Raw genomic sequence first — 14291 nt, 5'->3', positions numbered from 1 at the left:
AATAGCGCGGCGCTACTAATAACCGCGCTGCCGTACTACCTTGCCCATTGCAGGCAAGCCTTGCTGCAAGCGGGTCAGGTTGGCCGCAATCTGCGCCACGGCCTGCTGCCGCAAGGTAATGGCAGCGATGTGGGGTGTCACCGTCACGGCAGGGTGCTGCCACAGGCGGCTGTCCGCCGGTAGCGGTTCGCTGGCAAACACGTCCAGCTGAGCACAGCGCAGCTGCCCGCTATCGAGCGCCGCCAGCAAGGCCTGCTCGTCCAGCAGATCGCCGCGGCCGGCATTGATCAGCATGGCACCGGCAGGTAACCGTGCCAGCGCTTCCTCATCCAGCAGACCGATGGTTTCCGGCGTGGAAGGCAGCACGCAAGCCAGCACATCGCTACCGGCCAGCAGCGACAGCAGGCCTTCACGACCATGGTAGCTGGGCAAGTCCGCCAGCTGACGCGGGGTACGGCTCCAGCCTTGCACCCGGTAGCCGTCAGCGTGCAGCCCCCGGGCTACCGCCAGACCGATTTCACCCAGGCCCAGCACCCCTACCCGTACATCCTGCGGCTGCCGTGGCGGCAGCATCTTCCACACGCCGGCAGCCTGCTGGCGCCGGTACACGTCCATATGGCGCTGGTAGGACAACACTCCGTAGCGCACGTACTCCAGCATCTGCGCAGCCATGCCGCCGTCCAGCAAGCGGTAAATCGGTACATTGGGCGACAGGTCTTCGCGGGCTAGCAACTTATCTACACCGGCACCCAGCGCAAACACGCCTTCCAGCGCTGTCAAACCGTCAAACAGCTGCGGCGGCGGCCCCCAAGTGATGACGTAGCGCAGTTGTGTCGGCGCTGGCTGCTCTGCCAGTGTGACAAAAGTGAACTGGGGCAGGGCCTGACGAAACAAAGCCAGATAGGCAGCGACTTCTTTCGGGCTGGGGGTATGCAGCAGGATCATGATGGCGCTGACAAAAAAGAGACACCCCCTTATAAACAATCCTGAGGCGGCGGCCAAGCCTCTGGCGGTACTAAACCATCATCTTTCAATAAGTATGATAGCTGTATGGATAAATAGTTGAAAAAGCCGCATAAGCCTAGTAAAACCATAGATATAGATAAGCCATCTACCAAGGAAGCTTATGCAATACCACGCGCACTGGCTGCTTCTGGTCACCCAGCTTTATCTGTATGCCCTTGCCTGGTTACTATCGCAAACCCAGTTCAAGGGCCATGGCCCGCTATTGCTGCAAAACACGCTGGCGGCGTTCTGTATGGCAACCGGCCTGCTGCTACCGGCCATCCTGCCTGGCCAGCAGATGCTGGACAGCCTGCCTTACGCCGCCATGTCAGGCTTGCTGCTGGCCGGCTTTATCTATGGTGCCAACGCTAACCGGGTCTTTTTCTGCCTGCCGCGCATCAGCCATGTGCGTATCTGGCTGCTGACCTTTTCTGCCGGCAGCATCATTTTCGTGATGGGCTGGTTACCGCTGGTAGCGCCCTACCGTATCAGCGTGCTCAACAGCATGCTGGCCGTCGTGATCCTGATTGGCCTGCGCCAGATGCATGGCATGGCTATCCGGGAGTTTCCGGGCTGGTCAACCTGGATACTGCATTTGCCCCTGCTGCTGTTTGCCATGTATCTGTTAGCCAGCAGCATTGCCAGGCCAATACTGGGCGACGCCGTTCTGCCAGAAGTAACCGTGGCCAGCGACCTCAATGTGCAACAAACCGTGTTCTATATGGTGATGGCGGCCTTCTTCAACATGATGTCCATCGTGCGGCTGGGTACCCGTATCACCCGGCAACTGCACACCATGTCGCACCGCGACCCGCTCACCGGCCTGCACAACCGCCGTTCGCTTAACCGCAGCTATGTCGATCACCCCAAAGCCTACCGCCAGCGTCTGTGTGTCGTGTTTGTCGATATCGATCACTTCAAGGCGATCAACGACAACTTTGGCCATCACATCGGCGACGAAGTGTTGCAAGTCGTAGGCCGCACGATGATGGTACACACTACCGACCGCATCCGCGCCTACCGGCTGGGTGGGGAAGAGTTCTGCATGGTGCTGCAGGAAAGCTCGCTACCGGAGGGGCTGGCCCTGGCCGAAACCTTGCGTGACACACTGGCGCGGCAGCAGCTGGTCTTCGATGACAAGCCGCTGCGACTCACCGCCAGCTTCGGCGTTGCCTGCGCCACGCAGGACGGCATGGACATGGATGCGCTGATGAGTGCGGCAGACGAAGCACTGTACAAAGCCAAACGTAACGGCCGCAACCGGGTAGAGGCTGCCGTACTGGCCGTCAGCCTGGTCTAGCGCTGGCTGGCGCCCTGTGTGCCAGGCAACGCTTACCTGGCGATAACCCTGCGGCAAACAACCGGCATAGCAGCCTGGCCTGTCAGCCCAGGCGCAGGCTCAGGTACCGCAGAACGTGCGATAGCCACGCGCTAGCTCGGCGCTTGCCGGCTGCGCATAGCGCGCCAGCTCCGGCCATTCGGTATACGGGTCCGCCAGCACCGTCAGCAAGCGCTGCAGCAAGGTGGTATCGCCGTACTCGCTGGCTGCCGCCAACGCCTCTTCCACCAGATGGTTACGCGGAATGTACAAGGGGTTGGCCGCACGCAGGTCGCGGGCAACGCTCTGCGCGTCGATACCGTCTGCGGCCAACCGGTGCTGCCAGCGCGCCAGCCACGGCTGCAGCGCCGCGCCATCAGTGCACAGCGCCGCCAGCCGCACGCCGCCATCCCCGTCCAGCACGTCGGCCAGATAGCGCCACGCCAGCGTGAAATCGGCCTGTTGCTGTTGCAGCAAGGTCAGCCAGTCATCAGCCAGTGCCTGGTCGCCGGGCTGCTCGCTGACGAGCCCCAGCTTGCGCCGTGCCTGTGCCAGCCAGGCTTGCTGGTAGTGGTCCTGGAAGCGGTGGATGACCTCGGTGGCCTGCGCCACCGCAGCATCCATATCGGCAGCATCCAGCAGCGGCAGCAGTGCTTCCGCCAGCCGCGCCAGGTTCCACTGCGCGATGGCGGGCTGGTTGCCGTAGGCGTAGCGGCCGCGTTCATCGATGGAGCTGAATACCGTGGCCGGGTCGTACGCGTCCATGAAGGCGCACGGGCCGTAGTCGATGGTTTCGCCCGACAGCGTCATGTTGTCGGTATTCATCACGCCGTGGATGAAGCCAACGTGCAGCCACTGCGCCAACAGCCTGGCCTGACGCTGGCACACCGCCTCCAGCATGGCAAGGTAAGGGTTGGCCGCATCCTGCAGCTGCGGGTAATGCCGCTGCAGCGTGTACTGCGCCAGCTTGGCCAAGGTGTCGCGATCGCCACGGTTGGCAAAGTACTCGAAAGTGCCGACACGGATATGGCTGGCCGCCACCCGTGTCAGCACCGCCCCCGGCAACGGGCGGTCGCGGTAAACGGTATCGCCGGTGGCCACTACCGCCAGCGCGCGGGTGGTGGGGATGCCCAGCGCCTGCATCGCCTCGCCGATGATCACCTCGCGCAACATCGGCCCCAGCGCCGCCTTGCCGTCGCCACGGCGCGAATACGGCGTGCGGCCGCTGCCTTTCAGCGCGATGTCGCGGCGCTGGCCCTGTACGTCGATCACTTCGCCCAGCAACAGCGCACGGCCGTCGCCCAGCTGCGGCGAATAGCCGCCGAACTGGTGGCCGGCGTACACCTGGGCAAACGGCTGCGCGCCTTCCGGCACGGCGGCACCGGAAAAACAGGCGGCCAGCGCGGCCTCATCCAGCCCTGGCGCCAGGCCCAGCTCGCTGGCCAGGCGGGTGTTCCAGTAGCGCAGTTGCGGCGCGCTGGCGCTGGCGCTGGCAGGGCTAACGTGGCTGCCAGCTTGCGGCAAGGCCTCGGCGTAGCTGTGTTCAAACGGGAGGCGGATCATGGCGGGCTCCTGCAGGTGGGTGCGGTTTGGACGACATTATCGATAAAAAGTGCGGCCAGACAGCACAAAGCCGCCTGGCGGCGGCTTTGTGGACGGGCCAGACAGCGGGCTTAGCGGCTGCGGCCAACCTTGCCGCCCTGCTTGGCCTGCGGCTTGCCGGTGGCAGCCGCACGCGGGGCGGCCGGTTTGCCTGCCGGCTTGGCGCCGGCCGGTTTACCGGCGTGGGCCTTGGCGGTGGCCGGCTTGCCCTTGCCGGGTTGGCCGCCGTAGTTGCGCGGCTGGCCCTGCTGCGCCTTGGCGCGGGCGGCCAGGCTCTGGCCGGCAAAGCGGTGACGCGCAGCAGCGGCCTTGTCACCCGGCGGCGTCGGCGGAATCAGGCAGTGCTTGGCGTGGCCGATCAGGTCGGTGCGGCCCATGTCGACCAGCGCGTCGTGGATGATCTGCCAGTTATCCGCATGGTGGTAACGCAGCAGCGCCTTGTGCAGCTTGCGGCGGTAGCCGTCGCGCACCACGTCCACTTTTTCCGAGCTGCGCGACAGGCGCTTCAACGGGTTGCGGCGGGTGTGCCACATGGTGGTGGCCAGCGCCATCGGCGTCGGGGTGAAGGTTTGCACCTGATCGAGGCGGAAGTTGTTCTTCTTCAGCCAAAGCGCCAGGTTGACCATGTCTTCGTCGCTAGTGCCGGGGTGGGCGGCGATGAAGTACGGAATCAGGTACTGCTCCTTGCCGGCCTGGCGGCTGAAGCGCTCGAACAGCTCTTTGAACTTGTCGTAGGCGCCCATGCCCGGCTTCATCATCTTGGACAGCGGGCCGTCTTCGGTGTGTTCCGGTGCAATCTTCAGGTAGCCGCCCACGTGGTGCTGTACCAGCTCCTTGATGTACTCCGGCGATTTCACCGCCAGGTCGTACCGCAGGCCTGACTGGATGTTGATCTTCTTCACGCCCGGCAGCGCGCGCGCCTTGCGGTACAGCTGGATCAGGTGGCTGTGGTCGGTATTCAGGTTCTCGCAGATGTCCGGGTACACGCAGGACAGCTTGCGACAGGAACGCTCAATAGCCGGGTCTTTACACGACAGCCGGTACATATTGGCGGTGGGGCCGCCCAGGTCGGAAATATGGCCGGTGAAGCCCGGCGTCTTGTCGCGGATTTCCTCGATTTCCTTGAGGATGGACTCCTCCGAGCGGCTCTGGATGATGCGGCCTTCGTGCTCGGTAATCGAACAGAAGGTACAGCCGCCGAAACAGCCGCGCATGATGTTGACCGAGTACTTGATCATCTCCCAGGCCGGGATGTGGGCATCGCCGTAGCTGGGGTGCGGGTTGCGGGCGTAGGGCAGCCCGAACACGAAGTCCATTTCTTCGGTGCTCAGCGGAATCGGCGGCGCGTTCAGCCACACGTCGCGCGTACCGTGCAGCTGTACCAGTGCACGGGCGTTACCGGGGTTGGATTCCAGGTGCAGCGTGCGGCTGGCGTGCGCGTACAGTACCGGGTCGTGCGCCACCGCCTCGTAAGACGGAATGCGCAGCACGGTCTTGGCGCGTTCGGCACGGCGCTTGGCCAGGCGCTCTTCGCGCGACTCAATGCGGATCACCTGCGGCTTGGCCGGATCGTTGGCCGCCGTAGCCTCGGCAGCCTGCTCCGGAATCTCTTGGTACGGGTTCAGGATCACGTCCACCTTGCCGGGGGTGTCCACCACGCTGGAGTCCATCTCCTGCCACTCGTCGTCCGGCTTCCAGCCGTGCGGCACCATGAAGGCGGTACCGCGGATGTCGCGCATCTCGGACAGCTTCTCGCCACGGGCGGCACGGTGGGCAATCTCCACCAGCGCACGCTCGGCGTTGCCGTACAGCAGGATGTCGGCCTTGGACGTCACCAGCACCGACTGGCGTACCTTGTCGCTCCAGTAGTCGTAATGGGCGATGCGGCGCAGCGAGGCTTCGATAGAGCCGATCATCACGCCTACGCCGGGGAAGGCTTCGCGGCAGCGCTGCGCGTACACGGTAACGGCACGGTCCGGGCGCTTGTTCGGCTCGGCGTGCGGGGTGTAGGCGTCGTCGGAGCGCGGTTTGCGGTCGGCGGTGTAGCGGTTGATCATCGAGTCCATGTTGCCGGCGGTCACGCCGAAGAACAGGTTGGGCTTACCCAGCGCGCGGAAAGCGTCGGCGCTGTTCCAGTCCGGCTGCGCAATGATGCCCACGCGGAACCCCTGCGCCTCCAGCAAGCGGCCAACCAGCGCCATGCCGAAGCTGGGGTGGTCGATATAGCAGTCGCCGGACACGATGATGATGTCGCAGCTATCCCAGCCCAGCTCGTCCATTTCGGCGCGGCTCATGGGCAGGAAGGGGGCGGTACCAAAGCGCTGGGCCCAGTACTTGCGGTAGCTGTTGATGGCTTGGGGTGCGGCAGGAAGCGTCATTGTCATGCAGGTCTATTCTCGAAGACCGCGCATTGTGCCAGAAAGCGCACAGGCTTTCACCTGAAAAAAGGCTTTTTTTTCATCGACATAGACGCAGAATAACCCTGCCGCAAGGCTGGATTTTGTGTCTGGCAATAATTAATCTGCCAAATAGCCCTGATGAATTTGCCGCCTATTCTTTGGTATTCGATAATAAGTTGACAGCTTACAGGAGCACATCGGCATGACGTCACCATCATGGTTAGCGGGTTTGACTCTTCGAACCCAGTTTTTGCTGGTTCTTTCCATCGTGGGTGCCGGCCTGCTGGTCATGGGTATCCTGTCCTGGCGTCAAATGGAAGAGCTACGCATTAACGGCCCAGCCTACCATCGTATCGTGCAAGGCAAAGACGTCATTGCCGACATCTTGCCACCACCGCGCTACATCATCGAAGCCTATCTGGTGGTGCTGCAATCGGAACACAGCCAGAGCCTGACCGCCGTCAAAACCTACCAGGACAGACTGCAGGCACTGGAAAAGGACTTCAACGACCGTCACGCCTACTGGCAAAAGATGCCGCTGGACGACACCAGCAAGCAGCTGCTGCTGGAGAAATCGGACGCGAGCGCACGCGAATTCTTCAAGCTAGCCAAAGAGCAGTATTTTCCACAAAAGCTGGCCGAACAGGACACCCGTAGCGTGCTGACCCAACTGGCCAACTACTACCAGCAACACCGTTTCGAAATCGACAAGCTGGTGAAACTGCAAAACGAACTGCTGGCAGCAGAAGAGCTGCGGGCGGAACGGCTGGTGACCCAGGGCCGGCTACTGATGGGCGCCTCCCTGGGGCTGGTACTGGTACTGGCCATGCTGGTGGTGTGGCGAGTCAGCCAGCAGCTGCAGCGCAGTGTGAATACACTCCGCAAGGCGCTGGCCAGCCTGGCCAGCGGACGTCTCAATGTGACACTGCCACCGCAGGGTGATAATGAACTTGGCCAATTGGGGCAAAGCACCGAAAGCATGCGCCAGCAACTGCGTGAGCTAATTCTGCAAATGCAGCAGGCCGCTGCCGAGCTGCAGCACCATGAGCGTGACATCATGCACGAGGCCGGCCAAGTCCAGCAGCTGGCCAGTAACCAGCTGGACAACATCTCGCAAATGGGCGAACAGGTGCAATCGCTCACCGACACCCTGGCGCGGCTGGCGCAAGATAGCGAGACCTCGGCAGCCACCTCGGTTGCTGCCATCGATTCGGCACGCAACAGTGCCCAAGACCTGCAGCACAGCCGCGACGTGCTGGCGCAAGTGGTGCAAACAGTACGCGAAACCACGCAGCTGCTGGACGAGCTTACCCAGAAAGCCGGCCAGATCGGCGGTGTGGCCAACACCATCCAGGAAATCGCCGAACAGACCAATCTGCTGGCCTTGAATGCCGCTATCGAGGCGGCCCGCGCCGGCGAAAGCGGTCGCGGTTTTGCCGTAGTAGCCGACGAAGTGCGCAAGCTGGCCGAACGCACTTCGCAGTCTACCCATAGCATCAGCGCGATTCTGGATACCGTGCAGCGCTCCACTAGCGAAGCGGCCAACAGCATACGCCACGGCCTGACCCAATCCGAAGAAGGGCTGGACAAAGTTCAGCATGCCGGTAACAGCCTGGATGCCCTGCAACACAGCATCAACGCCTTGGGCCAAGCATTGCAGCACGTGGTGAACCAGATCCAGGGTAGCCAGCAAACACGACAGCAGGTACAGCATGACCTGGGGCAGGTTCTGCAGGACACACAACACCAGCAACAATCGGTTACCCGGCTCTACCAGCTCATCCGCGCTGCTGACGACACCACGCAAAAGCTGGAACAGGCCAGCCATCGCTTCACCCTCTGACAGGAACACCCTATGCCCTTACCTCGCCTGCTGCCGCTACTCACTTTGCTCGTGCTTAGCGGCACGCTTGCAGCCAACCCTATGCGCGGCACAGTGACCGTTGCCTTTGGTGAATCGCTGGAACCTTACGTCATACCGCAACTGGAGGCCGGCATTGAACTGGACATTATCCGCGCAGCACTCAAAAGCCAGCGTTATCAGATGCAGCCGGTATTCCTGTCGCAAAAGCGGCTGCCACAGGCGCTTAGCGACCGCAAGATCGATGCGGTAGCGACCATCGTGCCGGAGTCGGGTGCCAAGGGCGCCTACTCCGACGTATACATCAGCTACGAAGACGTCGCCATCACCCTTACTCAGCGCCGGCTGAACATCAACAAGATTGCCGATCTGGCTCCATACAGCATCTCGGCTTTTCCGCTGGCAGGCCAGTACTTGGGTAGCGAGTTTGCCGCGCTGAGCGCACGCCACCACGACTACCACGAAACCGGTAACCAGATTGACCAGAACCGCCTGCTGTACCGTGGTAGCGTCGATGTGGTAGTGGCCGACCACCGCATCTTTCATTACATGAACAAGCGCATGCAGGCTGATTTTGGCGAGCAGCCGCTCCCCGTTACCTACCACGACATCTTCATCAAATTGCCCTACCGCGTGCTGTTCCGCCAACCAGCACTGCGTGACGCTTTCAATAGCGGACTGAAAGCGATCCAGCAGAACGGCGATTACCAGCGCATCCTCAAACGTTACAACTAGCGGCAGCTTTGCTGCTGGCAAGGTGCAGCAGCTGGGCTAGAATGCGGCATCGTTTACACCCCGATACCCGATGAAACCGACCCTTGCCCTGCTAGGCAGCTGCGCGCTGCTTGGCGCCTGCGCTACCCCGCCGTCCCCACTGACCAGTCAGCCGGTGCCGGCCCCCATCCTGCAGCAAAACCAGCCCGCCGCCCCGTTACCGCCAGCAGCCAGCCAACCGCTGCCGCAGCCTCCAGCCAGCAGCCAACCGGTGGTGACACCGCCTGCGGTGGTGGTGCCGCCTGTCGTAGCGCCCAAGCCGGTAGCGGCCAACCCCAAGGCGCTGGTGGACAAGCTGCTGCCCGATTACGTGAAGCCGCGCCAGGGCTGGCGCGATGACCTGGTATCGGCGTTCAGCGCCTTGCAGATTCCGCACAGCGCCGAAAACTACTGCGCCGTCATCGCCATCATCGAGCAGGAATCCACCTTCCAGGCCGACCCGGTGGTACCAGGTCTGTCGCGCATCGTCTGGGACAAGATTGGCGACAAAGCCGGTAGCTATTACGTGCCGCTACCGGTGGTAAAAACCGCTTTGCTGAAAAAATCACCGAATGGCCAAAGCTATAAAGAGCGCATCGACAATCTGCGTACCGAAAGGGAAATGAACGAGCTGTTCGAAGACATGTCGGCCGAAGCGCAAAAGCTGGGGCTGCCGGTAGGCATGAAAAATCCGATCCGTACCGGCGGCCCGATGCAAGTCAGCGTCGAATTTGCTGAAGCCCATGTCCGTGCCTGGCCCTATCCTTACGCACGCAACGGCAGTATCCGCGACGAGGTATTTACTCGTCGCGGCGGTGTCTACTTTGGCAGTGCCATCCTGCTGCAATACCCGGCACCGTATACGGAAATGCGCTACCGCTTTGCCGACTTCAATGCTGGGCGCTACGCCAGCCGCAACGCCGCCTTCCAGCATGCAGTGAGCACACTCAGCGGTAACAAGCTGGCACTGGACGGCGACTTGCTGCGCTACAAGAACGGTCAGCCAGCGAGTGAGCGCAGCAGCACGCAGCAAGCACTGGCCAAGCTGCGCCCACGCCTGGGCCTGAGCGATGCCGATATGCTGCGCGATCTGAAGCAGGAAAAAAGCGCCGGGTTTGCACAAACCGCGCTCTATAGCCGCGTCATGCAATTAGCCGACCAGCAACAAGGGCGCAAGGTGGGCCGCGAGAAAATGCCGGAGATCCGCCTGCAAAGCCCCAAGATCACCCGCAAGCTCACCACGGCCTGGTTTGCCGATCGTGTCGATGGCCGCTACCAGCGCTGCTTGGCGCGACGTTAAGCGGTAGCGAACAGCAAAAAGCCCTTCCGTTTGCGGAAGGGCTTTTTGTTGCCGTTTTTATTACCGTGCCGGCCAAGGTTGGCCGCACACAGTCAAATAGGCAGGAAAAACAAAAAAGCCACCTTGCGGTGGCTTTTTTGTCGAATCTTGGCGTCCCCACGGGGATTCGAACCCCGGTTATCGCCGTGAAAGGGCGGTGTCCTAGGCCTCTAGACGATGGGGACAGGTGGCGCACCCGGAGCGATTCGAACGCCCGACCCTTTGGTTCGTAGCCAAATACTCTATCCAACTGAGCTACGGGTGCGCGGTTTTGGCGGAGAAAGAGGGATTCGAACCCTCGATACAGGTTTAAGCCCGTATGCTTCCTTAGCAGGGAAGTGCCTTCGACCTCTCGGCCATTTCTCCGTCAAGAGAACGCCATATTAATTAACACGACGCCCCCTGTCAAGCACTACTTGCAATAATTTTGCTTAGGCCGGCTGATCCAGGCCAAACACCTTGTGCAGCACGCGTACGGCCAGCTCCAGGTACTTCTCGTCGATCAGTACCGACACCTTGATTTCGGAGGTGGAGATCATCTGGATATTGATGCCCTCTTCCGCCAGGGTACGGAACATGGTGGACGCCACGCCGCAGTGCGAGCGCATGCCCACGCCCACGATGGACACTTTGGCAACCTTGTCGTCGGAGTCGATCTTGCCGGCGCCGATGTGGGTCTGCACGTCACGCAGGATGGACAGCGCCTGCTGGTATTCGCCACGCGGCACGGTGAAGGAGAAGTCGGTGGTACCGTTCTCGCCGACATTCTGGATGATCATGTCCACTTCGATGTTGGCATCGGCGATCGGGCCCAGGATCTGGTAAGCGATGCCCGGCTTGTCCGGTACGCCTTTCACGTTGATGCGTGCTTCGTTTCGGTCAAACGCGATACCTGCCACTACGGCCTTTTCCATGTTTTCATCTTCCTCAAACGTAATCAGTGTGCCTTCGCCCTCGTCTTCGAAACTGGAGAGCACGCGCAGGCGTACCTTGTATTTGCCGGCAAACTCTACCGAGCGGATCTGCAGCACCTTGGAACCCAGGCTGGCCATCTCGATCATCTCCTCGAAGGTGATGGTCTTCAGGCGGCGGGCTTCCGGCACCACGCGCGGGTCGGTGGTGTACACGCCATCCACGTCGGTGTAGATCTGGCATTCGTCGGCGTTCAGCGCGGCAGCCATGGCCACGGCCGAGGTATCGGAGCCGCCACGACCCAGCGTGGTGATGTTGCCGTCTTCGTCCAGGCCCTGGAAACCGGCTACTACCACCACACGGCCGGCGCTAAGGTCGGCACGCATGGCGGCGTCGTCGATGGACTGGATACGGGCTTTGGTGTGGGCGCTATCGGTGGTCACACGTACTTGCCAGCCGCAGTAGCTCTTGGCCGGTACGCCGATTTCGTTCAGGGCCATGGCCAGCAAGCCGATGGTGACCTGTTCGCCGGTGGACATGATCACGTCCAGCTCGCGCGGATCCGGGTAATCCTGGATTTCCTTGGCCAGCGCGATCAGGCGGTTGGTTTCACCACTCATGGCCGAAACCACAACCACCACGTCATGTCCCTGGGCTTTCCATTTGGCGACACGGCGGGCCACGTTCTTGATGCGCTCCGGGGAGCCCATCGAGGTACCGCCGTACTTTTGTACGATAAGTGCCATGTTTGTTTTCTTGAATAGGGTTGGGATGTCGGACAATGATTCTGTCCCGATAAGGGCCCTGCTGGCAAGGCACTTGCACCGCATTTCACCGCTTTTTTGCGGCAAGGCGGCATCCTGGCGCCTGCGCTGCAATGGATACAAAATCCCATTGAAAAAGCACGGTAACTGTATGCATGATTTGACAGCCCGGTGCGGCCAACTAGCATGAAGGTAGACACTGCGGCAGCCGGTGCTCACGCCGGCAGACAGGACACACCATGAAAAAGATCATCCTGATCGTCGATGACTCCGCTTTACTGCGCCAGATTTCCAGCGAGGCACTGACCGAAGCCGGCTACAAGGTAGTACAGGCGGCCAACGGCCAGGAAGGCCTGCAGCAACTGGATCTGATAATGCCGGCGCTGATCGTCAGCGACCTCAACATGCCGGTGATGAACGGACTGGAGTTCATCCGCGCGCTACGCCAGCGCCCTGCCCTTAAACAGCTGCCGGTGATCATGGTCACCACCGAGCTCAGCGACGCGCTGAAACAGGCCGGCCGCGATGCCGGCGCCACCGCCTGGCTGACCAAGCCGCTGCAGCCACCGCTGCTGCTGAAAGCCATCCGCACCCTGCTCGAACAATAGGCCCTCCGCCAGTGACAAGCCCCCAACCGTGTGCGGGCGGAGGCTTGGCCGGTGGCTGGGTCAGGGCATCGCCCACAGTGGCGGCTGCTGCATGGCCTGTAGCTGCTGCTCCAGCTCGCCGCGGCGCTCATGCCAGTAATTATCGCTACCGAACCAGGGGAACGCTGCCGGAAACGCCGGGTCGGCCCAGCGCGCCGACAGCCACGCGGTGTAATGCAGCAGGCGCAGGCTGCGCAGCGCTTCCACCAGCCGCAGTTCGCGGTAGTCAAAATCGCAGAACTCTTCATAGCCAGCCAGGATGGCGGCCAACTGCGACGACTGCTGTTCGCGCTCGCCGCTAAGCAGCATCCAGATATCCTGCACCGCCGGCACCATGCGGCTGTCGTCCAGATCGACAAAGTGCGGGCCGTCCGGCGTCCACATCACGTTGCCGGCGTGACAGTCGCCGTGGCAACGTAGCCAGTCCACATCGGGCACCGCCGCAAACGCTGCCTCTACCGCCGTCAGCAGTTCACGCGCTACCCGCAGGTAATCCGCGGCCAGCTGCGCGGGCAAATGGCCGCCAGCCTCGATGCCGGCCAGCGCCTGGTGGCCAAAACTGGCCACGTCCAGCCGCGGGCGGCTGCTGAACGGCCGGCTGCGGCCTACCAGATGGATGCGCCCCAGAAAGCGGCCCAGCCATTGCAGCGTGTCTTCGTCCTCCAGCTCCGGTGCGCGGCCGCCGCGGCGCGGGAACAGCGCAAAGCGAAAGCCCTGCCACTGCAGCAGCGTCTGCCCGTCGAAAGCCAGCGGCGCCACCACCGGAATCTCGGCGGCAGCCAGCTCGGCGGCAAAGGCGTGTTCTTCCAGAATCTGCGCGTCCTGCCAGCGGCCCGGGCGGTAGAACTTGGCCACCAGCGGGGTATCGTCTTCGATGCCCACCTGATAGACACGGTTTTCGTAGCTGTTCAGCGCCAGCACGCGGCCGTCGCAACGCAGGCCGGTGCTTTCCACCGCGTCCAGCAGCAGGTCCGGCGTTAGCGCGGTATAGGGGTGTAAGGTATCCATGCCGCCATTATGCGCGCCGTGCGCCGGCGGCGGCCAACCTTTGCAGTGGCGGCACCCAGGGCTTACCATCGTGGCATGAGCCTATCGTTTACCTACTTCGAAGCCGAAGACCGCCTGCTAGTGGTGATGCAGCCCGGCAACCACCAGCTGTGGCTGACGCGCTACCTGACCCAGTCCATCCTGCGCGATATCGCTGCGCTGTTTGCCCGCATGGTGCCGGGCGAAGGGGTGCCGGGCGCCGGCACGCCTGAGCAGCGCATTGCGCTGGAGCACCGCATGGCGATGAACGAGGAAGACCTGGCCGACCGCGACAACAGCAGCGTCAGCAGAATGGGCTTCAGTCAGCAGTCCCCCGCCCTGCCGGCGGCAGGCAGCGTGTTGGTGTGTACCGGGCTGGATGCCAAGGCCGGCGTGGATTACGCCAGCATCAGCTTTACCGTCGGCGACAACCAGATCAACTTGCGGCAAAGTCGGCCTGGCTTTCACCGTTTTTTGCGAACGCTGGCGCTGTGCGCCGACAAGGCCGGCTGGCAGATTCAGGACGTACCGCCGTGGCTAAGGCAAAGCCTGGTACAAGACCTGCTGGGCAAGCTACCACCACTGGATGAAGAGAAGCCAGACGAATACAAGCCGGACCAGCCGGTTTAAGCCTCCTCTCAGCCAGCCATGGCAGGCTGGCATTT

Annotated in this window: 11 protein-coding genes and 3 tRNA genes; 6 read left to right on the top strand and 8 right to left on the bottom strand. The window is 62.1% G+C overall.

Annotation, left to right across the window (positions count from 1 at the left end; genetic code table 11):
- Positions 1-15 precede the first annotated feature (15 nt).
- Positions 16-945, bottom strand: a complete 930-nt coding sequence (locus ACK4FZ_RS12750) for a 2-hydroxyacid dehydrogenase (RefSeq protein WP_409821468.1) — start codon at positions 943-945, stop codon at positions 16-18.
- Between the two features lie 181 nt (positions 946-1126).
- Here ACK4FZ_RS12750 and ACK4FZ_RS12745 point away from each other — a divergent pair, with 181 nt between their 5' ends.
- The gene (locus ACK4FZ_RS12745) at positions 1127-2305 is read left to right on the top strand and encodes a GGDEF domain-containing protein (RefSeq protein ID WP_409821466.1); all 1179 of its coding nucleotides are present in this window, start codon (positions 1127-1129) and stop codon (positions 2303-2305) included.
- A 99-nt stretch (positions 2306-2404) separates the two neighbouring features.
- Here the strand turns inward: ACK4FZ_RS12745 and ACK4FZ_RS12740 are convergent, their stop codons facing one another.
- Both ACK4FZ_RS12740 and ACK4FZ_RS12735 read right to left on the bottom strand, forming a co-directional pair.
- Complete coding sequence (locus ACK4FZ_RS12740; protein WP_409821464.1) at positions 2405-3886, bottom strand: protein adenylyltransferase SelO; 1482 nt, start codon at positions 3884-3886, stop codon at positions 2405-2407.
- A 110-nt stretch (positions 3887-3996) separates the two neighbouring features.
- Positions 3997-6309 carry a YgiQ family radical SAM protein gene (locus ACK4FZ_RS12735; protein ID WP_409821463.1) on the bottom strand — a complete coding sequence of 771 codons (2313 nt, stop codon included), beginning with the start codon at positions 6307-6309 and terminating at the stop codon, positions 3997-3999.
- A 244-nt stretch (positions 6310-6553) separates the two neighbouring features.
- Here ACK4FZ_RS12735 and ACK4FZ_RS12730 point away from each other — a divergent pair, with 244 nt between their 5' ends.
- From ACK4FZ_RS12730 to ACK4FZ_RS12720, 3 genes are all read left to right on the top strand, one after another.
- Positions 6554-8167, top strand: a complete 1614-nt coding sequence (locus ACK4FZ_RS12730; RefSeq protein WP_409821461.1) for a methyl-accepting chemotaxis protein — start codon at positions 6554-6556, stop codon at positions 8165-8167.
- A gap of 12 nt (positions 8168-8179) precedes the next feature.
- The gene (locus tag ACK4FZ_RS12725) at positions 8180-8920 is read left to right on the top strand and encodes a substrate-binding periplasmic protein (protein ID WP_409821459.1); all 741 of its coding nucleotides are present in this window, start codon (positions 8180-8182) and stop codon (positions 8918-8920) included.
- A gap of 70 nt (positions 8921-8990) precedes the next feature.
- On the top strand, positions 8991-10238 hold the full coding sequence (locus tag ACK4FZ_RS12720; protein ID WP_409821457.1) for a DUF1615 domain-containing protein: 1248 nt from the start codon (positions 8991-8993) through the stop codon (positions 10236-10238).
- Between the two features lie 148 nt (positions 10239-10386).
- Here the strand turns inward: ACK4FZ_RS12720 and ACK4FZ_RS12715 are convergent.
- The 4 genes from ACK4FZ_RS12715 to ACK4FZ_RS12700 form a co-directional block, all read right to left on the bottom strand.
- Positions 10387-10462 (bottom strand) — tRNA-Glu (locus ACK4FZ_RS12715).
- Between the two features lie 3 nt (positions 10463-10465).
- A tRNA-Arg gene (locus tag ACK4FZ_RS12710) sits at positions 10466-10542 on the bottom strand.
- Between the two features lie 7 nt (positions 10543-10549).
- A tRNA-Ser gene (locus ACK4FZ_RS12705) sits at positions 10550-10643 on the bottom strand.
- A gap of 65 nt (positions 10644-10708) precedes the next feature.
- Entirely contained in the window at positions 10709-11935 is a 1227-nt protein-coding gene (locus tag ACK4FZ_RS12700; protein WP_144373204.1) for an aspartate kinase, read from the bottom strand.
- A 257-nt stretch (positions 11936-12192) separates the two neighbouring features.
- On the opposite strand from ACK4FZ_RS12700, the gene ACK4FZ_RS12695 reads away from it, so the two are divergent.
- Complete coding sequence (locus tag ACK4FZ_RS12695) at positions 12193-12561, top strand: response regulator (RefSeq protein WP_409821455.1); 369 nt, start codon at positions 12193-12195, stop codon at positions 12559-12561.
- A 60-nt stretch (positions 12562-12621) separates the two neighbouring features.
- Here ACK4FZ_RS12695 and ACK4FZ_RS12690 read toward each other — a convergent pair whose 3' ends face one another.
- Entirely contained in the window at positions 12622-13608 is a 987-nt protein-coding gene (locus tag ACK4FZ_RS12690) for a serine/threonine protein kinase (protein WP_409821453.1), read from the bottom strand.
- A gap of 75 nt (positions 13609-13683) precedes the next feature.
- Here ACK4FZ_RS12690 and ACK4FZ_RS12685 point away from each other — a divergent pair, with 75 nt between their 5' ends.
- Positions 13684-14256 carry a hypothetical protein gene (locus ACK4FZ_RS12685; protein ID WP_409821451.1) on the top strand — a complete coding sequence of 191 codons (573 nt, stop codon included), beginning with the start codon at positions 13684-13686 and terminating at the stop codon, positions 14254-14256.
- Positions 14257-14291: the final 35 nt, after the last annotated feature.

Origin of the sequence: Vogesella sp., from assembly GCF_046297735.1 — a bacterium.
Taxonomy (GTDB): Bacteria; Pseudomonadota; Gammaproteobacteria; order Burkholderiales; family Chromobacteriaceae; genus Vogesella; species Vogesella urethralis.
This window is presented reverse-complemented; position numbering and strand designations above follow the sequence as displayed.